This window comes from Pseudomonas sessilinigenes, assembly GCF_003850565.1.
In the GTDB taxonomy this organism is placed as follows: domain Bacteria; phylum Pseudomonadota; class Gammaproteobacteria; order Pseudomonadales; family Pseudomonadaceae; genus Aquipseudomonas; species Aquipseudomonas sessilinigenes.
In genome coordinates this window covers 1504405-1526992 of record NZ_CP027706.1, presented here as the reverse complement: position 1 = coordinate 1526992, position 22588 = coordinate 1504405, and the positions used below count along the sequence as shown (strand labels likewise).

General features: G+C 65.8%; 20 protein-coding genes. 4 read left to right on the top strand and 16 right to left on the bottom strand.

What is annotated here, in order from left to right:
- Positions 1-27: 27 nt before the first annotated feature.
- The 16 genes from C4K39_RS07040 to C4K39_RS06965 all read right to left on the bottom strand — a co-directional run bounded on the left by C4K39_RS07040 (position 28) and on the right by C4K39_RS06965 (position 18536).
- A complete protein-coding gene (locus C4K39_RS07040) occupies positions 28-1359 on the bottom strand; it encodes an LLM class flavin-dependent oxidoreductase (RefSeq protein ID WP_124348322.1) in 1332 nt (443 codons plus the stop codon).
- 13 nt (positions 1360-1372) lie between these two features.
- Positions 1373-2800, bottom strand: a complete 1428-nt coding sequence (locus C4K39_RS07035; RefSeq protein ID WP_124345960.1) for an MFS transporter — start codon at positions 2798-2800, stop codon at positions 1373-1375.
- Between the two features lie 75 nt (positions 2801-2875).
- Positions 2876-3625 carry a tRNA-dependent cyclodipeptide synthase gene (locus tag C4K39_RS07030; protein ID WP_068582152.1) on the bottom strand — a complete coding sequence of 250 codons (750 nt, stop codon included), beginning with the start codon at positions 3623-3625 and terminating at the stop codon, positions 2876-2878.
- A 4-nt stretch (positions 3626-3629) separates the two neighbouring features.
- The gene (locus tag C4K39_RS07025) at positions 3630-4406 is read right to left on the bottom strand and encodes a 2OG-Fe(II) oxygenase (protein ID WP_022642813.1); all 777 of its coding nucleotides are present in this window, start codon (positions 4404-4406) and stop codon (positions 3630-3632) included.
- A 289-nt stretch (positions 4407-4695) separates the two neighbouring features.
- Positions 4696-5661: an aliphatic sulfonate ABC transporter substrate-binding protein gene (locus C4K39_RS07020; protein WP_124345959.1), complete on the bottom strand. Its 966-nt coding sequence runs from the start codon at positions 5659-5661 to the stop codon at positions 4696-4698.
- Positions 5662-5664: 3 nt separating this feature from the next.
- A complete protein-coding gene (locus C4K39_RS07015) occupies positions 5665-8133 on the bottom strand; it encodes a TonB-dependent receptor plug domain-containing protein (protein ID WP_068582148.1) in 2469 nt (822 codons plus the stop codon).
- A 25-nt stretch (positions 8134-8158) separates the two neighbouring features.
- On the bottom strand, positions 8159-8656 hold the full coding sequence (locus C4K39_RS07010; RefSeq protein ID WP_103325440.1) for a RidA family protein: 498 nt from the start codon (positions 8654-8656) through the stop codon (positions 8159-8161).
- Between the two features lie 89 nt (positions 8657-8745).
- The gene (locus C4K39_RS07005; RefSeq protein WP_124345958.1) at positions 8746-10323 is read right to left on the bottom strand and encodes a flavin monoamine oxidase family protein; all 1578 of its coding nucleotides are present in this window, start codon (positions 10321-10323) and stop codon (positions 8746-8748) included.
- A gap of 206 nt (positions 10324-10529) precedes the next feature.
- A complete protein-coding gene (locus C4K39_RS07000) occupies positions 10530-11753 on the bottom strand; it encodes a dipeptidase (RefSeq protein WP_124345957.1) in 1224 nt (407 codons plus the stop codon).
- A gap of 38 nt (positions 11754-11791) precedes the next feature.
- Entirely contained in the window at positions 11792-12754 is a 963-nt protein-coding gene (locus C4K39_RS06995) for an ABC transporter substrate-binding protein (RefSeq protein WP_124345956.1), read from the bottom strand.
- 11 nt (positions 12755-12765) lie between these two features.
- A complete protein-coding gene (locus C4K39_RS06990) occupies positions 12766-13575 on the bottom strand; it encodes a class II aldolase/adducin family protein (RefSeq protein ID WP_068582119.1) in 810 nt (269 codons plus the stop codon).
- Positions 13576-13729: 154 nt separating this feature from the next.
- Complete coding sequence (locus C4K39_RS06985) at positions 13730-14668, bottom strand: D-isomer specific 2-hydroxyacid dehydrogenase family protein (protein WP_124345955.1); 939 nt, start codon at positions 14666-14668, stop codon at positions 13730-13732.
- Positions 14665-15864: an acyl-CoA dehydrogenase family protein gene (locus C4K39_RS06980; protein ID WP_124345954.1), complete on the bottom strand. Its 1200-nt coding sequence runs from the start codon at positions 15862-15864 to the stop codon at positions 14665-14667. Before C4K39_RS06980 ends, C4K39_RS06985 begins: the two co-directional genes overlap by 4 nt.
- A complete protein-coding gene (locus tag C4K39_RS06975) occupies positions 15861-16655 on the bottom strand; it encodes an ABC transporter ATP-binding protein (protein WP_124345953.1) in 795 nt (264 codons plus the stop codon). The genes C4K39_RS06980 and C4K39_RS06975 overlap by 4 nt, the downstream gene beginning before the upstream one ends.
- Positions 16656-16658: 3 nt before the next feature.
- Positions 16659-17480, bottom strand: a complete 822-nt coding sequence (locus C4K39_RS06970) for an ABC transporter permease (RefSeq protein WP_124345952.1) — start codon at positions 17478-17480, stop codon at positions 16659-16661.
- Positions 17481-17636: 156 nt separating this feature from the next.
- Entirely contained in the window at positions 17637-18536 is a 900-nt protein-coding gene (locus tag C4K39_RS06965) for a LysR family transcriptional regulator (protein WP_124345951.1), read from the bottom strand.
- A gap of 106 nt (positions 18537-18642) precedes the next feature.
- On the opposite strand from C4K39_RS06965, the gene C4K39_RS06960 reads away from it, so the two are divergent.
- The 4 genes from C4K39_RS06960 to C4K39_RS06945 all read left to right on the top strand — a co-directional run bounded on the left by C4K39_RS06960 (position 18643) and on the right by C4K39_RS06945 (position 22514).
- Positions 18643-19272: a cysteine dioxygenase family protein gene (locus tag C4K39_RS06960; RefSeq protein WP_124345950.1), complete on the top strand. Its 630-nt coding sequence runs from the start codon at positions 18643-18645 to the stop codon at positions 19270-19272.
- The gene (locus C4K39_RS06955) at positions 19269-20852 is read left to right on the top strand and encodes a rhodanese-related sulfurtransferase (protein WP_124345949.1); all 1584 of its coding nucleotides are present in this window, start codon (positions 19269-19271) and stop codon (positions 20850-20852) included. Before C4K39_RS06960 ends, C4K39_RS06955 begins: the two co-directional genes overlap by 4 nt.
- A 154-nt stretch (positions 20853-21006) precedes the next feature.
- A complete protein-coding gene (locus C4K39_RS06950) occupies positions 21007-21555 on the top strand; it encodes an RNA polymerase sigma factor (protein ID WP_124345948.1) in 549 nt (182 codons plus the stop codon).
- Positions 21552-22514: a FecR family protein gene (locus tag C4K39_RS06945; RefSeq protein ID WP_124345947.1), complete on the top strand. Its 963-nt coding sequence runs from the start codon at positions 21552-21554 to the stop codon at positions 22512-22514. The genes C4K39_RS06950 and C4K39_RS06945 overlap by 4 nt, the downstream gene beginning before the upstream one ends.
- The last annotated feature ends 74 nt before the right edge of the window (positions 22515-22588 follow it).

The window sequence follows — 22588 nt, the reverse complement described above, 5'->3', positions numbered from 1 at the left end:
CTACTGAGTAAAGCCCCTCACAACGATTCAGCCAGGCTCCCGTGCCTTGAAAAAGCGGTTCTCCACCCGCGCCAGTCCCAAGTGCTCGCGCAAGGTCCGCCCTGTATAGCGCCGGCGAAACAGGCCACGCCGCTGCAACTGCGGGGTGATCAGCCGGACGAAGTCGTCGATGGCCCCCGGCAGGTGGGTGAACAGCACATTGAAGCCATCGGCGGCGTACTCCTGGTACCAGGTGGCCAGTTCATCGACGATCTGTCCCGGGGTCCCCACCAGCACTTTATGCCCACTGGCGGACAGGCTGCGCAGCAACTGAGCCACGGTTGGCCGCTCCCGCCGGATCAGCTCCACCACCAGTTGCCGCCGGCTCTGGTGGCGTTCGGTGGAGCTGCCGTCGTCCGGCAACGGCACGGGTGCATGCAGCGCCAGGCGCGACAGGTCGATGCCCAGGTCCAGCAGGTAGGACAGGGCCTTGAGCTGCGCCTGGGGATCCTGCAACTCCTGCAACTGCTGGTACTTCTCCTCGGCCTCATTGAGGCTGCGGCCCACGGTGGGGGCGATCCCCGGGAAGATCTTCAACTGGCCGGCATGCCGCCCGTAATGGGGTAGCCGTTCCTTGAGCCCGGCATAAAAAACCTTGGCCTGGGCCAGGTCGGTCTGGGCGGTGAACACCAGTTCGGCGCAGCGTGCCGCCAGCTCGCGCCCCGGTCCCGAGGAACCGGCCTGGGCGATCACCGGCCAGCCCTGCACCGGCCTTGGCGCATTCAAAGGGCCCTGGACCTGGAAGTGCCGGCCGTGATGCTGCAACAGATGCATCCGCTGCGGATCCAGCCACACACCGCTGGCCTTGTCCCGGGGAAAGGCATCATCGGCCCAGCTGTCCCACAGGCCGCTGGCCACATCGAAGAACTCCTCGGCCCGCTCGTAGCGCAGGTCATGGTCGGGGGGCTGGGGCTGGTTGAAGTTCTCGCCGCCGATCAGCCCGGTCACCAGGTTCCAGCCAGCCCGACCGCCGCTCAGGTGATCCAGGGAGGCGAACTTGCGCGCCAGGTTGTACGGCTCGTTGTAGGAGGTGCTGGCGGTAGCGACCAGGCCGATATGCCGGGTCACCACCGCCAGGGCCGGCAGCAGGGTCAAGGGGTCCCAGCGCAGGCTGTAGGAGCTGTGGGCCAACACCCGCGGATCAAGCTCGCCCACCGCCACGTTGTCGTTGAGGAACAGGGCATCGAAACAGCCCCGCTCCAGGGTCTGCGCATAGTGGCGGTAACGCTCGAAATTCAACGACGCATCGGCGTCCGCCAGGGGATGACGCCAGCTGCCGCCATGGGCACCGGAGCCGGAAAGAAATGCCCCCAGCCCCATCTGCCCGCCGCGCTCAGCCACAGCTGGTTTCCTCTTGCGCCACCGGTGCCGGGGCGGCCGCGGCGCGCAGCAACAGGCTCACCGCGCTCCAGGCCAGCAGGCTGACCAATGCCAGGAAACCCATCACCACCTGGTAGCCATTGAGAAAGGCCGCCTGGGCATCGCCCGCCGGTGCAGCGGCAAACTGGTGGAACAAGCCGACGCCCAGGGCCAGCCCGATACCGCCGCCGACATTGTGCAAGGTCATCAACGAGCCCATGGCCACCGACCCCACCTCCTGGGGCACCGAGGAAATCCCCAGTACCGTCGATGGCCCGAGGATGCTCGCCCAGCCCAGGCCCATGACCACGAAGGCGCCCAGCAGGTAGGGCAACGACGTCTGGCGCTCGAACCCGGCCTGCAACAGCGCCGACAGGATGAACAGCGCCAGCCCGGCCTTGATCAGCAACCCCGGCCCCTTGCGGTCCACCAGGCGCCCCACCAGCGGCGACAGCAACGCCACGCCCAGGGTGGTGGGCAGCAGCAACAGGCCGCTGGCCTGCACCGAGGCACCACGGATCTGCGCCAGGTACAGCGGCATGACGAAGAACGCCACGCAATAGAACACCGCCAGGCTGAAGCTCGCCACCACCGCCGCGACGAACCGCCGGTTGGCGAACAGCTTGAGGTCGATGATCGGTGCCGCGACCCGCCGCTCCACCGCCACGAACCCGCCCAGGGCCAGCAGCGCCAACAGCGCCAGGCCCAGGACCGGCGGCGATCCCCAGCCCCAGGCCGCGCCCTGGACGATCACCAGCACCAGGCTCGGCAGGCCGATCAGCAACAGCAAGGCGCCCCAGCCGTCGAGCCGGGCCCCGGTCTCTGGTCCTCGCGACTCCCTGACGCTGAAGCTGCAGATCCCCAGGCTCAGCAGCACGAACGGCACATTGATTAAAAAGATCCACTGCCAGCCGAAGCTGCTGGTGATCAACCCGCCCAATACCGGCCCGGCCGCCAGGCCCACGCCGTTGACCCCGAACAGCACACCGAAGGCCCGGCCCTGCTCGGCACTGTCGAAGGTGCTGGAGACGATGGCCCCCGAGGCGGTGTAGAGCACCGCGCAAGCCAGCCCCTGGATCACCCGGGCCGCGATCAGGGTATCGATCTGCCCGGCCAGGCCCGCCGCCAGCGAAGCCAGGCCGAACACGCTCAGACCAATGAACAGCACCCGCTTGCGACCGTGCAGGTCGGCCAGCCGCCCCACCAGCACCATGAAGCTGGACAACGCCAGGATGAAGCCATTGATCACCCACTGCAGGCTGTCCACCGCCGCCCCGAGGTCGGCCTGCAAGGCCGGTAGCGCGGTGTTGACGATGGTGAAATCCACACAACCGAGAAAACTGGCGATGCTCACTCCGAGCAAGGCCCACCATTTGCGTTGCTGTTGCGCAAAAACGCCCATGGAAACTCCTTGAATTCACAAATCCCGTTGGCCGTGCCCCAAGGCGACGGCCATTGGCAGAAAAAAAACACGGACTCAGATGGCGATGGCGCCGCGGGTCCAGTTCGGGTGGATGGCGCCGGGCAAGGTGAACGGGATCGGGATCCCGCGCTTCTTGAACTTCAGCGGCAACCAGCGCACCCGGTCCGGGCTGTGGGGCTCGATCAGCAGGTCGCGGCTGGTGGCCATGGCCGTGGTCATCTGCTGCGGATAGAGCACGTAGTGGTAACCCTCGTCGGCCCATAGCGGCAGGATGATCGGGATCTCCTCGAGGATGTATTCCCGGCACTGGGCCGCCGCCCGCTCCAGGTCAGCGTGTTCGTCACGCAAGCGCAGACGCTCGATGAACACGCCGATGGTGCTGTCGATGGCCTCGCGCAATTCCACCTGCTGCTGGTAGACCTGGTTGAGCCGCTGGCGCAGTTCGGCATAACGATCACTGGCCAGCTCCTGGTTCCAGCGGGTGATGTGGTAGGGCACCCGCAGGCCATCGAGGATCACCTGGTTGCGCGCCAGCCAGGCATCGCCATCGCGGATCGCCGCCGACAGCGCCTCCCCCGGCGACTGGCCATGCTTGTTGTGGCGCTGCAGGGTGTCGGCCACCACCACCTTGACGTGGCTGAAGCCGGACTGGTTGATCAGGTGGATGGTCGAGCGCAGCTTCTGGTCCTCGTGGTACTCCTGGCCGACGCTGACCGCCAGCACCACCCGTTTGCCCTCGAATTGATGCTCTTCGCCGCCCTTGTTGAAGTAGGCCTTGAGGTTGATTTCCTGCACCTTGCTCATGAATTCAGCTCCAGTAGGCCAATGGTTGTTGTTCGCCGTAGTAACCGATGAAGACCCCGAGGGTGACCCGGGTGCTGGTGGCCGAGGGGCGCACCGCGTGGATCAGCCGCGGGTTGAGCAGGATCAGGTCGCCGGGCTCGGGCTTGACCACGAAGTCCGGCGGCGGCAGCAGATGGCGTTCGATGCCGTAGGCCCGTTCGCCGCGCAGGCGCTCGTATTCCTCTTCGTCCGGCTCGATGCCCCAGATCTCCAGCTCGCCACCGTCCTCGGGAATCTCCAGGTAGATGTTGGTGGACAGCTGGGTCAGCAACGGCGGGCTGTGGCCCTCTGGCGCATTGCGCTCGAGCTTGTCGGTATGGGGCGTGAGATCGACCCCCGAGCCCTGGAAACGGGCGATACCGACAAAGCACTTCTGCCCGTCCACTTGCAAAAGGTGCGCACCCTGGGGCCAGACCTCGTCCAGCAGCAGGCGCAACTCATCGATGGGCGAGGCCAGTGGGCGGAACAGGTTGCGGATCTTGCGGATGTTGGGCAGCGCCAGGGCGTGGTACTCGGCCCGGCTCTGCTCATCCTGGATCTCGATATAGGCCTTGCCGATGCGCACGAACTCCTGCTGCTGGCTGAAGGCGCTGCGCAGGTCCTGCTGGTACAGGTGGTCGCGTGCCACCTGCAAGGTATCCGGCGGACAGAAACCTTTGAGCTGAACGCCGTAAGAGCGTTTTTCCACCACATCGATAATGTGCCGCGCTTCAAGTTTGTCGGCAGTAGTGACTGTGAACATGCAAGCTCCCTTATTCCCTGGAAGTAGCGATGAAGTGCATCTAGATGGAACGTAAGAATTTGTTGCAAGGCCACCTTAGGCAGTCGCCCAAGGCTTGTGAAATACCCTTTATCTCTAATATCCAAACTTAAAAATGTATCGAAAATCAGGCAAATACCGGCCATCACAGGCCGTTTGAGCAGGCTGCGGAACAAGTATTAAATTCACTGATAGCTAACTTGAAAGACTCACATACTTAATTGGTTAGTTACTCTTTCCTCCTGAGCTTTATTAATCAAACCGCCATCTTTCATTCAACTTCATTGAACTGCCGATCGATATGGGCCGAGGCCTCGAAAGACTTCTGGATGATGCCCTCCTCCCGATACAGATCGGCGGTGCGTTGCAGGTCTTCCACCACCGGCGGCCCCACGGCGATACGCCGGGGTTCGGCATAACGGTTGGAACGCAGGTGCACCTCCACCGGCAACCCGCTGTAGCTAGCCTGGATCCGCGAGAACGCCTCCTGGTGCTGGTTGGCCCAGGCATAGGCACGCCCCAGGCGACGCAGGAAATCGGCGATCTGCACAGGTTTTTCGGCAATCGCCTGGTCGTTGGCCACCAGCAGCATATGCCCGGCGAATAACCCCGCGCCGCTGACCAGCACCCGGGTGCCGCCCTCCAGCTGCACCATGCTGGTGTAGGGGTCCCAGGTCGCCCAGGCGTCGGCCTGGCCGTTGCTCAAGAGGCTGCGGGACTCGGCAGGCTGGAGAAAGATGAACTGCGCATCGCTGCCATGCAGGCCCACCGAGCGCAGCGCCGCCAGCGCCAGGAAATGGCCGATGGACCCCCGGGTGGTGGTGATGCGCCGCCCCTTGAGGCTGGTGGCGTCCTGCAAGGGCGAGTCGTCCCTGACCACGATCGCCACCGCCGTGGGGGTGACCTTGAGCTTGATCACCCCCACCGTCTTGAGCGGCGCCCCAGCCGCGGCGGCGAACACGAACGGCGCATCTCCCAGGCTGCCGATGTCCACCGCCCCGGCGGCCAGGGCCTCGGCGGTGGGCGCGGCGGCAGCGAACGAGGCGAATTCGATGGGATACGGCACCTGTTCCAGCTCTCCAGCCGCTTGCAGCAGGATCTTCAGCGACTGCTTCTGGCTGGAGACCCGCAGCGTCGGTTCGGCCAGGGCCTGGGCGCCGAGCAACAGCAAGCCGCCGCACAGCGCGACCACCTGGCCCAAGCGCTGGCGCCAGGACTTGCCGGTAGGTTCGGCCATCACTCAGAACGCCAGGCTGACGCGGCTGTAGTAGTAGCCGCCACCCAGGCCGTAGGGCGAGAACATCCCGTACTCGTAGGTGCCGGCCCAGGCCTTGAGGCCGATCTTGTCCGGGTAGACATCGAACAGGTTGTTGGCCCCCACCGCCACCGTGAGGTTCTGGGTCACGTCGTAGGCCACGTCCAGGTCGGTGATCCACTTGGCGCTGTAGGTCCGGTCGTTGGCCGGGATGTTCGAGCCTTCGGTGTATTCGCCAAAACGGGTCAGCTGCAGGTTGGTGGTCCAGTCCCCGACCTTGTAGTTGGTGGACAGGATCCACTTGTCCTTGGGCGTAGACTGGGTCAGGTCGATCTGTTGCTGGCGGTCGAACAGCACATAACCGGCCCCCAGCCGCGACAGCGCCGCCGGGGTGTCGGCCAGGTCGCGAATGGTGGTCTTGTTGTGGTTGTAGGCGATGCTCCACTTGGCCGTGCCGTACTCGCCGAACGACTGGCTGTAGTCGGCCACCACATCCACGCCCTTGGTCCGGGTGTCCGCGGCGTTGGTGTAGTACTGCCCGGCAAGGTTGGGCGACAGGCCGTTCTCCACCAGGATCTGCGACACCGCCGGGCCCTTGAGGATGCCGGTCTGGAGGATGCGCTTGTCGATGTCGATCAGGTAGAAGTCGGCGGTCAAGCGCAGGCGCTCGGTAGGCTCGGCGGTAAAGCCCAGGCTGTAGTTGCGCGAGGTTTCCGGTTCCAGGTCCTTGGCGCCCAGGGCGATGGCCTCGGGCGAGTTGGGACGCATCTGCTTGGTGCGCACCGAGGTGGTGGTGCCGGCCGCGCCGAACTGGGTCACGGTGCTGGTGGTGGAAAACACGCTCTGGGCCAGGGACGGCGCGCGAAAGCCGTTGCTCACCGCTGCCCGCACCGCGTAGCCGGGCAGGAACTCGTAACGGGTGGTGAGCTTGCCGCTGGTGGTATCACCCACTCCGAGGTTGTACTTCTCGTAGCGCGCCGCCGCCCCCACGTACCAGTTGGGGGTGATGTTCAGGCCCAGGTCGATATAGGCCGCCTCGCTATGCCGCTTGAGGCTGTAGGCATCCTCGGGGGTGGTGCCATTGACCGAGAACAGCCCCGGGTCGGGCACCACGCCGGCGAAAGGTCCGGTGGCAGGAATGTAGCCGCCCTGGTTATAGGAGTTGGCCTCGCCCTCCTCCAGCGCGTACTTCTCCCAGCGGTATTCCACACCGAAGGATGTTTCCAGCGGGCTACTCCAGCCGATGTCCAGGGCCCGGGAGAAATCCAGGTTGTTGGTCCACTGGTCGAACACCAGGTTGCCCAGGTGGAAGTCGTGCTGGCTGTAGGGGCCGTTGGAAATGTTCAGGTTGTTGGCTGTGTCCAGCACCCCACGGTCCTTGCCATAGGTGCTGGACAGGTCCCAGTCCCAGCCGCCCAACAGACCCTTGGCGCCGCCGGCGACCTGGAAGTCGGTCTCGCGGATTTCCCGGCGGGCCTGGCCACCGTTGGGGTACGGAGCGTTGGGCACCCCGGCCAGGCTGGTGATGTCGGTGGGCTTGCGGTGCCCCAGGTCCTTGTTGCTGTTGCGGTAGCTCAAGGTGGAGAACGAATACAGCTTGAGGTCGTCCTCCAGGGGCAATTCGGCGTTGTAGGCCAGGCTGGTGGTGCGATCGCGCCCCAGGCCGTACTCGGTGCCCCAGCCCTGGCGATGGCTTTCCCTGGGATCGGGCGAACCGTCGGGCTGGTTGAAATACAGCTGGCCGCTGGCGGCGCTGGAACGCTCGTAGGGTTCCTGGAGCTTGGCGTCCCAGGACAGGTTGATGAACCCGCCGTTGTCCCCCAGCTTGTTGCCCCAGTTGAAGGCCTCGTGGCCGGTGGTGCCGTCGCCGTCGTAGTACTGGCCCAGGCTGGTGTCGGAGGTCAGGCCCTCGGCATTGCGCTTGAGGATGATGTTGATTACCCCGGCGATGGCGTCGGAACCGTACTGGGCCGCCGCGCCATCGCGCAGCACCTCGATACGTTCGATAGCGGCGGTGGGGATCAGGTCCAGGTCCACCGGTACCGAGGCATTGCCGACCCGGGCACCGTTGTTGATCAACGCCGAGTTGTGCCGGCGCTTGCCGTTGATCAGCACCAGCACCTGGTCGCCTCCCAGGCCGCGCATGCTCACCCCACGCACCAGGAACGCGGTGCCGCCACCATTGATGGTGGGCACGTTGAACGAGGGCAGTAGCCGTCCGAGCATCTCTTTCAAGCCGTTCTGGCCAATGCTGCGCAGTTGCTCACTGTCGATCACGTCGATCGGCGCCGGACTGTCGGTGACCGTGCGCTGCTGGCTGCCACGCACCCCGGTAACCACCACGGTGCCCAGGGTCTCGTCGGCGGCCAGCACCTGTTGCGCCGGGGCCAGGCCCAGCAGGCCGAGGCCCAGGGGGGCAGCGCCCAAGGCGATTTTATGCAAGGAAATACCCATGACTTCAGATCCTTTCGAAGAATGCTCAGCGCGCTCGGGCGGCAACGGTTTCGACTTCGATCAAGGCGCCGGGCAGGACCAGCCCCGCCACTTGCACCGTGGTCCGGGCTGGCTTGAACGGCTGCTCCTGGGTCCCGAAGAACTCGCGAAAGGCGGTTTGCAGGCCATCGAAGTCCAGCTTGCCGCCCAGCGCCGGATCGCCCACCAGGTAGATGCGCAGCTGCACCACATCGCCCAGGCCCAAGCCCTGGCTGGCGAGGATCGCCCGCACCTTGCCCAGCACCACCCGCGCCTGGGCCTCGGTATTGCCCACCGCATGGATCTGCTCCTTGGCGGCCTTGGGGTCCACCGGGTCCGGTAGCAGGCCGGACAGGTAGGTCACCTCGCTATTGGCCGGCAGGGTCACGGCCTGCAGGATCGGCGAATTGGGATAGGTGGACGGTATGCGCTGGATTCCTGCGGCCCAGCTATTGGCGGCAGCGAACAGCAGCCCCAGCCCTACGACGGTATTTTTCAAAGACATGCAAAGACGCTCCCAAGGTTGTGGTTGCCAGCCTCGGAGGTCCGCTACCCGGCATGGGTTACCGCTGTTTTTATGAATGTTCGGCCGGTTCAGGCCGTTTGCTGTAGCGATGCGCCTTGCGCCCGCTGGAACAGTTGCCGCACCACCCGGCGGGCGGCGCCGGCGGCGGCCTCCTGCCAGATACCCACGCCGCTGTGGGCCAGGCCGTCGCTGGTCAGGTAGACCCGGCCCTGGGGCTGGTTGAGCAGGCTGTAGTCCGGCTCGACCACTTCATGGCTGATCCAGGGTCCGAAGTTGTAGGGAATCCGGCTCCAGGCGATCACCAGCGGATTGCGCAGTTCATGGCTGTGGCCCGGGTGCAGCAGCTCCACTGCCTGGCGGGAGATCTCGATCTGCTGGGCCAGGCTCTTCTCGCCGAATTTGCGCGCGGTCTCGCCATTGTTGTAGGCCGCCACCAGCACCCCTTCGGGCTGGTTGAAGCCGCCGCTGGGATACCACAGCCCCGAGGCCTCCTGGTTGATGAAGGACAGCCCGCCGTAGATCTGGTACTGGCTCTCCCAGAAGCGCCGCGACTGCCAGGCCACCTTGTTGGCGTAGCCGAACTGCACGGCGGCGATGGCTTGGCGTACCGGTGCGCTGAAGTTGTTCTCGACCCGGGCCAGCAGCGGCAAGGGCAAGGAGCTGATCACATAGTCGGCCACCAGGCGCTGGCTGCGGCCGGTACGCCGGTCCAGGTAGGTCACCTCGACGCTGTCCTGGCGGTTGCTGATCGAACGCACCTCGCTGTGCAGCCGCAGTTGCCCCTTCAAGTGCCGGGCAAAGGCCTGGGGGATGCGGTCCATGCCGCCCACCGGCTGGAACATGGTGGGCGAGAACTCCGGGTATTCGTCGATCATCAGCGCCGTGGTCAGCGCCGGGTTGAGCAGGGTCTGCAAGGGCAGCGGATCGTTCTTCTGCGCCAACTGGTCGCCGGCCCCGGGCCAGACCTTGTAGCCGGAACGGGCCGAGCCCAGGTACTCGAGCTTGTCCGACAGGTCGCCCCAGGTCTTGAGGAAGCTCAGCAGGTTGTCGCGATCCGCCGCGCTCAGTTCCTGGTCCAGGGCGTGGCGGTTGACCGCCTTGGCCAGCAGTGCGGAAAAATGCCCGCGGCTGTCATTGACCGCCTGGCGGATCTGCAGCGCCGGCTGGTTCAAGTCAGGGCGGACCAGGGCATTGCGGCTGGTGTTGACCAGCACCTCCAGCTCCACCCCCAGCTCGCGGCAATAGCCGAGCATCAATTGATGGTGGCTGGGCAGGCGCCCGGCGCCGGCATTGAGGTAGAAACCCTGATCGAAGCGTGCTACTTGCGCGCTGCCATCGCTGTACTCCACCCGATCGCCGCCGCGCACCGTCCAATTGCGCCCGCCGACCCGGTCGCGGGCCTCGAGCAAGGTCACCTTGAACCCGGCCTTGTGCAGTTCGTAGGCACTGACCAGACCGCCGATCCCGGCACCGATCACCACCACCCTGGCGCCCTTGCCCACCGGTGTGGCCGGCAACGAGGCGTAGTTTTCCTCGACCGCCTCGGCATTGCCCGCCATGCCGAACAACCCCATGACCGCGCTTGCCGCCTGGACGCCGCCAACCGCGGCGATACGGGCAATCAATTGTCTTCTGGTCAGTGGCATGCCAGCGCTCCCTGCTGCGGATGGATAGTACGTTCGGTTATAGCCCGGCAACTTGTGCAGTCACTTGGGTCTATGGAAAGCCATCCTAGGGGCGCTTATTTAATAAGAGAAATACATTTTAAGCATATGCAAATATTACTTTGTTTCATATTCACAACAAGAGATTCTGCGTGCCGCGCATAGCCGCAGACGGAGCATTCCCGCCGCTAGTCGCGAGTCGTGGGGCTTGCCGCTGGAGACTCAGCCGCAGCGGCCTGGGCCGCTGCCAGCACCCGCAGCAAATTACCGCCCCAGATCTTCTCCAGGTCGGCTTCGTTGTAGCCCGCCACCAGCAGGCGTTCGCTGATGCGTGGCAGTTGCGTCACATCCTCCAGCCCCTCGACCCCGCCACCGCCATCCCAGTCGGCGCCGATGCCCACATGCTCAGGCCCCACCACGTCGAGGATATGCAGCAGGTGCTTCATGTAGTCGTCGAGGGTCGCCCTGGGTTGCGGGTAACGGGCTTCCACCTGGCGGATGCGCTCGGCCAGGTCCGCCACTTGTCCGGGGCTGAGGCTGGCGGCCAGGCGAAACTCACGGTACAGCGGCCCCAGGGCCTTGGCACGCTCGGGGTTGGGGACAGCGTCGATCAGGTCGCTGGGAAAACTGTTGACCTGCACCACCCCGCCCTTGGCCGCCAGCTGGCGCAAGCGCTGGTCATCCAGGTTGCGTGGATGGTGGGTAATGGCCCTGCTGCTGGAATGGGAAGCGATGATCGGCGCCGTGGACAGGGCCAGCACCTGGTCGAACACCTGGTCCGAGGCATGGGACACATCCAGCAGGATGCCCAGGCGATTGGCCGCGCTCACCAGCTCGCGCCCGGCCGGGCTCAGGCCCCGCCATTGCGGCAAGGCGGTGGCCGAATCGGCGAAATCGTTGTTGGCCGAATGCACCAGCCCCAGCATGCGCAGGCCCAGGCGATGGTAGGTGAGCAGCCGTTGGGGATCGGCCGCCAGGGGCTCGGCGTTCTCCATGCTGATGAACACCACGCGCTGGCCACGGCCGACGATGGCCGGCACATCCTCGGCGCGCAGGGCCAGGGCGAAGTCCTGGGGATGGGCGGCCACCAGGTCGCGGATTCGGGTCAACACCGCCAGGCCGTGCTCGCTGGCCTGGGTCCGGCCTTCGGCGTCGAGCGGCCCCTGGGGCGTGAAGATCGCCCAGAAGCCGCCATCCAGGCCACCCTCGCGCATCCGTGGCAGATCGACCTGGGACAGGTCGTCCTGGTAACGATGGCGCTGGCGGATGTCCCAGCCCGGCCGGGCCAGTTGCATCGGGGTGTCGAGGTGGCTGTCGAGTACGGTCAGGCGTTGGTGCAGGGCCGCGGCGGGCTCCTGGGCCAGTGCCCACGGGCTGGCCAGGGCCAGGGTCAGCAAGGATCGGCGCAGCATGGGGCCTCCAGGGCCGGATGGAAAAACACGCCAGGTCCTCAGCCCCAATGGAAGCTGCGGTCCCAGAGGCCGGAAACATCCAGCGGCTGGGGCAACACCCCGGCCTCGTAGAACAGATCGGCCACGTCCTGCTGGGACTTCACCGCCGCATCGTCCACCGGTTGCAGCAAGCGCGGGCCGCTCTGGGCGCGGTATTGGGCCAGGAACACTTCCCGGGGCATACCGAGGATCTGCGCGCTGCGGGTCGCCCACTCCTCGGGGTGGCTGGCGATCCACTGCCAGGAGCGGTACTCGCGCAGGATGTAGTCGGTGATCGCCGCATGCTTGCGCGGGTCGGCGATGCTCTGCTGGTTGGCGGCGATCACGTAGTTGCCCGACAGGTAGCCTTGCCCGGTCTTGAGCACCCGGGCCCCGGCACGCAGCTCGGCCAGTTGGATGAAGTAGCCGAAGCTGACCCAGGCATCCAGGGCGCCGTTCTGGAACGCGGCGAAACCATCCTGCGGGGTCAGGGCCATGGGCACGATGTCGGCAAAACCCAGCCCCTGCTCCTTCAGCGCCTTGAGTAAAAAGTAATGGGAACTGGTGGAGCGGATGTAGCCGACGCGCTTGCCCTTGAGCTCGGCCACCGACTGCACCGTGGAGCCCTTGGGCACGATGAAGGCCTGGTTGTTGACGTCGCCGGTGAGCACCGCGATCAGCTTCACCGGGGCCTGGTTCTTGATGCCGAAGATCGGTGGGATCTCGCTCATCGGCGAGATGTCCAGGGTGCCGCTGACCAGGGCCTCGAAGCTCAGGTTGCCGCCGGTGAACTCGGCGTACTTGACCTGGTAAGGGGGTGGTTCGATGCCCGCCTGGGTAAAGAAGCTCGGGGCCGCGCCCTTGTAGGTGGCGACGTTCAGGGTGACCCCGGACCAATCGGTGGTGGCTCCCAGCCCCAGGCGCGGCAAGACGCCGGCCAGGCCGGCAAGGGCCGAGAGTTGCAGGAAACGACGACGCTGCATGCTGGCTGTCCTCAATCGAGAAAATCTGCTTCTTCGCGCAGGATGCGCTCGCGGTAGGGCTGGAAACTGAACCAGGCGCCAAACTCGGTGCCCACCTGGCGCGCCGTGTGGCGGGCCACATCATGGGGAATGGGCCGTGGCGTACCGGCAGCCTCGGCCAGTAGTTGGGCCTGGGCGGCGTTGTCCATGGCGATGAAGCGCCAGGCCGCCGCCTCGACGGTCTCGCCCACCGTGAGCAGGCCATGGTTCTGCAGGATCAGCGCCTTGTGCCCGTGCAAGGCGGCGGCGATCCGCGCCCCTTCGCTGGCCTCCAGCACCACCCCGGAGAAGTTGTCGAACAGCGCGTGCCGCTCATAGAAGGCGCAGGCATCCTGGGTCAGCGGGTCCAGCAGGCGACCCAGGCTCGACCAGGCCTTGCCGTGCAACGAATGGGCATGGGCGGCGGCCACCACCTCAGGATGGGCCTGGTGCAGCGCCGCATGGATGGCGAACGCCGCGAGGTTCAACGCGCCCTCGCCTTCGACGATGGCGCCGTCGGGGTCCACCAGCAACAGGTCGGAGACCCGTACATGGCCGAAATACACCCCCACCGGGTTGACCCAGAAATGCTCCGGGTGCTCCGGGTCGCGCACCGTGATATGCCCGGCCCCCCCCATGTCGAAACCCAGACGGGCGAAGACCCGGAACGCCGCCGCCAGGCTCTGCTTGCGTTGCAATCGCTCGAGCTCGACACTGGCTTGGCGCGGCGGGTGCTCCCAGCGAAAAACCGTATGCCCATCGCGGGGCAAGTCATACACCGCGGGACGAAAATGTGCGGTCATATCCACTCTCCTTGAAATGCTCATCAATACCCTGCTCCCGCCTGCCCTTCTGCGGTCTCAAGATCCCCGCGTCTGCTACGCAGCCTTCGGCAGCGGCGACACAAACCGCCATGGGCCTTGCCTGACGATCACCGCAAGACCTAGGCACCGCACGCTAGTAGCCACGCTGGATCTGCACCGGATTTTCCAGCGGCAAACCATCGCCCCAATGCCCGAGGTTGCGCTCCAACAGCCGGGCGATATTCAGGTAGACCCCGGGCGAGTTGGCCGAGGTGTGTGGCGACAGGTGAATCCGTGGATGGCGGTAGAACGGATGCCCCTCGGGCAACGGCTCGGGATCAGCCACATCCAGGCTGGCCAGGCCGATGCGCCCGCTGTCCAGGGCCTTGAGCAGCGCCGGCTGATCGATCAGCGCGCCCCGGGCGATATTGATCAGGTGCAGCCCCGGCTTGGCCATGGCCAGCACATCGGCGTCGACCACCTGGCGGGTCTGCTCGGTCAGCGGCACCGCCAGCAACAGGTGGTCGGCTCGGGAAAACAGTTGCCCCAGGTCGCTCACCGACTCCACCCCGGGCACCTGCAAAGGCTGCGGCGAACGCCGCAGGGCCAGCACCCGCATGCCCAGCGCCAGGGCCTTGGGCGCCAGTTCCCGGGCAATGCTGCCAAAACCGAACAAGCCCAGGGTGCTGCCGGCCACCGCCGCCAGCGGTCGTTGCTGCCAATGTTCGGCGCGCTCGACCCACACCTGGGGCAATCCCTTGGCGGCGGCGAAGATCGCCGCCAGGACGAACTCGGCGATGCTGGACGCAGTGCAGCCCCGGGCACTGGCCACCGGCAGGTGCTCGAACAGCCAGCGGGGAAAGTAATCCAGGCCGGAACTGGCCAGTTGCACGAAACCCAGGCCGAAGGGCCAGCCGGTCGGTGGCTGCGCCGCGTCGCGAAAATCGGCATGGGGCGCGGCCAGCAGCACCTGGATATCCGTGGGCAAGCCGGCGGGAATACCCCGGGGCAGGTCCAGCACCTCGATCCCGGGCAGCCACTGGCGCAATTGCCGGTTGAAGGCTGCGTCGAGCTGGCTGGCGATGCGCGTCACGCCTGGGCTCCACGGCTGGGCAAGGCGAACGCGGCACGCCCCACCGCGCCGAGGATGGCGTCGTTCTGCGGCGTATGGATGCGGCTGCACAGCACATCGCGATAGTGGCGCTCGATGGGATTGCCCCGGGCCAGCCCCGGGTTGCCGATGGCCTCGATCCCCAGTTCCACCGCACTGATGGCGTTGCTGGTGACCAGGTACTTGACCTGGGTGGCCTCGCTGGCGGCGATCCGCCCTTCGGCGGCGGCGTCGAGCAGTACCCGGTTGTTCAGCAACAAGGCATCGATACGCCCGATCAGTTCCTGGAAACGCGGCAGGCTCGACAGCGGCGCGCCGAGGTTGGCCGGGGCCCGTTGAGCGAGCCAGCCCAGCAACCAGTCGCGGGCGGCACGGGCCACCCCGTCGTAGATCGCCGACAGCAAGACCGCCAGCCAGAGCACGCCCTTGCTGTCCAGCTCCGAAGGTCGCGGGACGTTGGCCAGCTGGATGTCCACCGCCTGCTCCAGGGGCACGAACACCTCATCGAAGATTACATCGTGGCTGCCGGTGGCACGCATGCCCAGATGGTCCCAGGTTTCCTCGATGCGGATGCCCGGGCTGTCACGGTGCACCAGCCAGGTGCCCACGCGGGGCTCGGGCTCGTCGCTGCGGGCCCACACCGCCAGCCAGGTCAGCCCGGGAATGCCGGTGGAGTAGATCTTGCGACCGCTGAGCGACCAACCGCCCTCGACCCGCCGCGCCAGGGTGGCCGGCAGGCCGCCACGAGCGGGAGTGCCCAGGTCCGGCTCGACCCGCAACGCATTGATCAGGGCTCCGTCCTGCACCGCTTCGCGGGCCACTTGCTGGCGCAGGTGCAGGGGCCAGGCGGTGTTCTGCTGCAGGCGCGTGTGCTGCAAATACTGCATCACCAACACCAGGGCGGTGGAAGGTTCGCCCTGGGCCACGGCGCCGATCACCCGCCGCGCCTGGGCCAGGGTCGCCTCGCTGCCGCCCAGGGCCCGGGGTACGGTCAAGGCCAGCAAGCCATGCTGGTGCAGGCGTTGCAGGTTGGCATGGGGAAACTCGCTGTGGCGATCATAGTGGGCCGCCGTGGCGGCAAACTCCTCGCTCAACTGCTGCAGCAGGTCGGCGAACGCTACGGAGTCCAGCTCAAGGGGCGCCGCAGTGGCGATGGATGGTTCGGTGCAAAGGCTCATCGGCTGGCAATCCTGCTCAGTGGTGGGGCAACAAGGGAGGCCGGTTCGGCCTCGGTTTCGACGCCCAGTAATTGCAGCAACTGCCCACGCAGTTGCTGGAACCCGGGAAGGCCGGCCTGGCGCGGGCGCGGCAGGCGGATCGGCAGTTGTTCGGCAATGCGCCCGTTGGCCAGCACCAGCACGCGATCGGCCAGCAGCAGGGCTTCATCGACATCGTGGGTCACCAGCAGCACCGCCGGGGCATGGGCCTGCCACAGGCGGATGATCAACCGATGCATGCGGATCCGCGTCAGCGCGTCGAGGGCGGCAAAGGGTTCGTCCAGCAACAACAGCTGCGGCTCACGCACCAGGGCCCGGGCGAGGGCCACACGCTGGGCCTCGCCACCGGACAAGGTGCCGGGCCAGGCCTGCAACCGATGGGCCAGGCCCACTTCCTCCAGCGCCGCCTGGGCCCGCTGGCGCACCTGCTCGCCCCGCACGCCGAGGGCGACGTTGCGCCAAACGCGCTTCCAGGGCATCAAGCGTGGCTCCTGGAACACCGCGGCCATGGCCGTCGGTACCTGCAAGCGCCCGGCGTCGATGGGTTCCAGGCCGGCCAGGGCGCGCAACAAAGTGGTCTTGCCCGAACCGCTGCGGCCCAGCAGGGCGACGAACTCTCCCGGGGCGATGTCCAGGTCCAGTTCGTCGAGTACCGCCTGCCCGGCGAAGCGCCGGGTGATGCCACGGCCTTCGACAGCGGTCAGCGAATGGCCCGCTGCGGTCGGGCCCGATAGCGAAGATGACAGGTGCATGGCTCAACTCCTGATGAAAGTCGGCCGCCAGGCCAGGGCGAAACGTTCAAGGCCCCGTACCAGGGCATCGATGCCCAGGCCGAGCACGCTGTAGACCAGCAGGCAGATCACGATCACGTCGGTGCGCATGAAGTCCCGGGCGTCGTTGACCAGGTAGCCGATGCCGGCGCTGGCGTTGATCTGCTCCACCACCACCAGGCCCAGCCAGCTGATGCCGAAGGCGTAGCGCAAGCCGACGAAGAACGCCGGCAGGGCCCCGGGCAGGATCACGTGGGCGATCAGTTCCCAGCGCTTGAGGCCTAGCAGGGTCGCGGCCTCCACCAGCTTGGGATCGAGGCTGCGGATGCCGGAGAACAGCGTGAGGTAGATGGGAAAGGTGGTGCCCAGGGCGATCAGGGCGATCTTGGGCGTCTCGCCAACCCCAAACCAGAGGATGAACAGCGGCACGATGGCCAGGAACGGCAGGGTACGCAGCATCTGCATCGGCGAGTCGATGGCCAGCTCGCCACCGCGCGACAGGCCGGCCAACAGGGCGAGCAGCGTACCGAGGCTGACGCCGATGGCCAGGCCAGCGAAAGCGCGCTTGAGGGATACCCACAGATGCCCGCCCAGTTCACCGCTGCCCAGCATCTGCCACAGGGTGGCACCGATGGTGCTGGGGGCGGCGATGACCCGCGCCGGCAACAAACCGGTGCGCGCGGCCAATTCCCACAGCAAGAGCAGCAGCAAGGGGCTGGCCAGGCGTAGCAGCAGTTGCACCAGGGCCCGATATCCAGGGCTTGCGGTCCAATGGCCGGAGACTTTGAGCGGGGCTTGCGCAGGCATTTCAATATCCCTATTTCAGCGCGTTCGAATCCCATGCTAACTACATAAAAAACGTCCGTGAAATTCGTTTTGGTTCTAATTTAATATACATATATTGCATTAACTGGCAATTGAGATATGCAATTCACTTGCAAATCAGCGAGCTATCCGCCCCGTTCAGGACGGTGACTGGCCGACACGGGCGGCCACCATTTCGCCGAACATGCTCACAGGCTCCTGGAGGTTGCCGAGGAAGCGCGGATGGATCAGCCACAGGTCGATCACCGGCTTGAAATCACTGACCGGCACGATCTCCAGCTTGTCCCGGTGGCTGCTGTTTTCCAGCAACGGCAGCGGCACCAGGCCATACCCCAGGCCATTGGCGATCAACCCCAGTTGCAGCTCGGTGCCGAAGGTCTCCAGGTTGATCTGCAGCGACAGGCCCTGTGCACTCAGGGCCCGTTGCAGGCCAGCACGGAAACCGCAGCCATCGGGATTGAGCACCCAGCCGCGCTGGTAACAATCGGCAAGCTTGCAGGAACGCTTGCGCGCTTCGCCCCGGGCCGCCACGACCACCAGGTTCATGCTGCCCAGGGAGCGCCCCACCACCGCCTCGGGAAACACCTTGCCGGCAGGAAACAGCGCGGCCACCACATCCAGCTCGCCGTTCTCGACCTTGCCCAGCAGGTGGCTGCCCCAACCGGTGGCCACCGAGGTTTGCAACTGCGGGTAGAGGGCCTTCAACTGGCTCAGGGCATCGAGCAGCACCACATCGCCAATGGTCTGTGGCACGCCGATGCGCAGGGCGCCGCTGGGGGCGCCGTCACTGGCCACCAGCTCGTTCAGCGCATCGATGCTGCGTAGCACCTCCAGGCACTGGCCATACACCCTGAGGCCCATGCTGGTGGGCTTGAGCGGCTTGGTATTGCGATCCAGCAGCTCGACCCCGAGCGCCTCCTCGAAGTTCTGCACCCGGCGGGTGATGGCCGGCTGGGTCAGTTGGAGGGCGTCGGCCGCCTGGCTGATGGTCTGGCAGCGGATCACCGCCACGAACGCGTTCAGATCATCTATCTTCATTCTTTTTTCGCATAATAAATGACTGGAAAAATGTTCGATAAGAATAATACCTTTTAGCTCGACCGTGTAGTTCGTGTCGTTCGTCCTGTGTCCACGGAGGGAACCCATGCCCCACAACGCCTCGACCGTCTCCATCGCCTCACCCAACCTGGCCCGCCTGCGCGGCTTCATCGGCGACCTGGCCGAACTGCTCGACAGTCATCCCGACGAAGTCCGGGTCCTGGACCAGGGCGCGGCCTTGCTGCAACGCCTGGTAAGCCAGGACGACTGGCTGCCCGACGCCTTCGCCCAGGCCGACCCGCAGCGCTACCAGCAATTCCTGCTGCACACCGACTCGCGCCAGCGCTTCTCCATCGTCAGCTTCGTCTGGGGCCCGGGCCAATGCACGCCGATTCATGACCACCGCACCTGGGGCCTGATCGGCATGCTGCGCGGCGCCGAGGACTCCCAGGGCTTCGAGCGCCTGGCCGACGGCCGCCTGCGACCTGCCGGCTCACCGGTGCGCCTGGTGCCGGGCCAGGTGGAAGCGGTGTCGCCGCGTATTGGCGATATCCACCAGGTGACCAACGCCCATGCCGACCGGGTGTCCATCAGCATCCATGTCTACGGCGCCAACATCGGCGCGGTGCGGCGTGGGGTGCATGACCTGGACGGTCACGAGAAGCTCTTCATCTCCGGCTATTCCAATACCTTGCTGCCCAACCTCTGGGACCTGTCGAAGGAGCCCCTGCAATGACCGATTTCCCGACCCGCCGCCCGGCACAGATCCGCCAGGCCTTGCTCGAACGCCAGGAACTGGCCCTGGTGGACGTGCGTGAAGAAGCGCCCTTCGCCGAGGCCCATCCGCTGTTCGCCACCAACATCGCGCTGTCGAAACTGGAGCTGGAGGTGTATGCGCGCATCCCCAGGCGCGATACCGCCATCACCCTCTACGACCAGGGCGAAGGCCTGGCCGAACGCGCCGCAACCCGCCTGCGGCAACTGGGCTACAGCGATGTCGCCCTGCTCGCAGGCGGCCTCGACGGTTGGCACAACGCCGGGGGCGAGTTGTTCAAGGACGTCAACGTGCCGAGCAAGGCCTTTGGCGAACTGGTGGAGACCGAGCGCCACACGCCATCGCTGGCTGCCGAGGAGTTGCAGGCCCTGCTCGATCAGCAAGCCGACCTGGTGGTGCTCGATGCCCGGCGCTTCGACGAGTACCAGACCATGAGCATCCCTGGCAGTACCAGCGTGCCCGGGGCCGAGCTGGTGCTGCGGGTCCGTGAACTGGCGCCCGATCCGCAAACCCGGGTGGTGGTCAATTGTGCCGGGCGCACCCGCAGCATCATCGGCACCCAATCGCTGGTGAACGCCGGTATTCCCAACCCGGTGGCGGCCCTGCGCAACGGCACCATCGGCTGGACCCTCGCCGGCCAGGCCCTGGAACACGGCCAGCAGCGGCGCCTCACCACACACGTCGGCGCCCACCGCGCACAAGCCCAGGCCGCGGCCCGGGCGGTGGCCGACCGGGCCGACGTGGCGCGCATCGACCTGGCCCAGTGGCGCCGCTGGCAGGCCGAACCCCAGCGCACCAGCTACCTGTTCGATGTGCGCAGCCCGGAAGAATTCGCCGCCGGCCACCTGCCCGGCGCCCGCTCCACCCCAGGCGGCCAGCTGGTGCAGGAGACCGACCATTTCGCCAGCGTGCGCGGCGCGCGCCTGGTGCTGGTGGACGACGATGGCGTGCGGGCCAACATGAGCGCTTCATGGCTGGCGCAGATGGGCTGGCAAGTAGCCGTGCTCGACGGCTTGCGGGGCAGCGACTTCAGCGTGCGCGGGCCGTGGCAGGCACCGTTGCCAGACAGCCCGGTAGTCGAGGAAATCAGCCCGCGGACCCTGGCCGACTGGCTGCGCGAGCCCGGCACCCTGGTGCTGGATGTCACTGCCAGCGCCAATCATGTGCAACGCCATATCCCTGGCGCCTGGTGGGTACTGCCCAGCCAGTTGGCCCAGGCCCTGGAGCGCCTGCCGCCACCCGAGCGCTTCGTCCTGACCTGTGGCAGCAGCCTGCTGGCGCGCTTCGTCGTACCGCACTTGCAGGCCCTGACCCAACGCCCGGTGTTCGTTCTCAGCGGCGGCACAAGCGCCTGGATCGAAGCCGGATTGCCCCTGGAAGAAGGCCAGCAGCGCCTGGCCTCGCCACGCATCGATCGCTACCGGCGCCCTTATGAAGGTACCGATAATCCCCGGGAAGCCATGCAGGCCTACCTGGACTGGGAGTTCGGCCTGGTGGCGCAGCTGGGACGCGATGGCACCCATGGATTCTTCGTGATCTGAAGGCAGCCAACGGCTTGTCGGCGCGGGTCGACAAGCCATTGCGGGGGGCTGATGGGCACCTGGAAAGTGCCATCAAATGGCCAAGTGACAAATAGCAATAATTCTCGATATCATTCGCGACCTCCTGCCCACCGCGTCGTCAAGAAGGATATCCATGTCTCGCCCCAAGCCCGACTCTGTGTCGGCGGACTCTGTTCGCGGGTTCTATGCGGACATCCTGCATTTCCTGCGTAAACGGACGGACAACGCCAACGACGCGGCGGACATGACCCAGGACGTATTCACCCAATGGCTCGATTACCGTGACCGGGCCCAGGTGGAGCAGCCCCGGGCCTTCCTGTTCCAGATGGCCCGCAACCTGTTGCGCGATCACTGGCGACGCCAGCAGGTGCGCAGCAAGGTGCACCAGGACGCCCATCCCGAAGAAAGCTTCGACAGCGAACCGCTGGCCGACGAACAGCACGAGCCGCTGCCTGCTGCCCAGCGCCTGCAACGCCTGGAACAATTGAAAGAAGTCCTTGCCCAACTCTCGCCGCGCCGCCGCGAAGCCCTTATGCTGCACCGCTTCGAAGGGTTGAGCCAGGCACAGATTGCCAAGCGCATGGGAATTTCCGTCAGCATGGTGGAAAAACACATCGCCTTTGCCCTGCTGCATTGCAAGCAGCATCTACAACGAGAAAACGGCAAGGAGCTGCCTGAATGACCCGCTTTCCCGGCAACCATGACGACCCCGGCACCGCACAGATCGATAGCGAGGCCGCCGGTTGGTTCGCCCGTAACCGCAACTCCCCGGACCGCGCTACCCGCAAGGCCTTCGAAGCCTGGATGGCGCACCCGGCCCATGCCCGGGCCTATGCCGAATTCGAAGAGTTGTGGGTCGACCTGGCGCAATTGCAGCAACTGAGCAAGCCGATTGCACTGCCCCAGCGCAGGAGCCCGGTCTGGCGTCCGGCACTGGCGGTGGCCGCTGCCGTGCTGTGCACGGTGCTGGCAGTCAACCTCGGCACGTCCAGGACACCCTACGTCCAGCAGGTCGCGGCCCAGGAACAGGGGGCACGAGCCTTCAAGCTCCCCGATGGCAGCACCTTGTACGTCAACGCCAATACCCAGGTGCAAATCGACTTCAGCGCACAACAGCGCGATATCTACTTGCAACACGGCCAGTTGTACCTGGAGGTCGCCGCCGACAAGGAGCGACCGCTGTGGGTGCACAGTGGCGCGGCCAAGGTACGGGTCGTTGGCACGGCCTTCGATGTGCGCCGTGGCCAACGCCAGCTGGTGGTCAGCGTCGCCCACGGGCAAGTAGCCTTCAGCCCGGACGGGCGCCCCGCCGAACTGGCCTTGCTCGGTGCCCGGCAACAGGCCATCTACGACCTGCAAAAAGGCACCTTGCGCCAGCAGTCCCTGGATCAAGACGACGTGGCGGACTGGCGTAGCGGGCGCCTGGCCTTTCGCAACCGCGACCTGGCCAGCCTGGTGGACGAGTTGAACCTGTACCGGCGCCAGCCAGTGCAACTGGCCGAGGGCCCCCTGGGTGCCTACAAGGTCTCGGGCAATCTGGACGTCAACGATCCGGACGCCCTGATCAAGGCCCTGCCCGCGCTGATCCCGGTCAAAACCGTGGCCCAGGCCAATGGCCAGTTGAAGATCGAAGCCCGCTGAAGCTCACACATGAGAATATTTTGCATTTGCACATGAGGTTTTTTTTCACTGCCGCGTCTTCCTCCCGTCTGCGA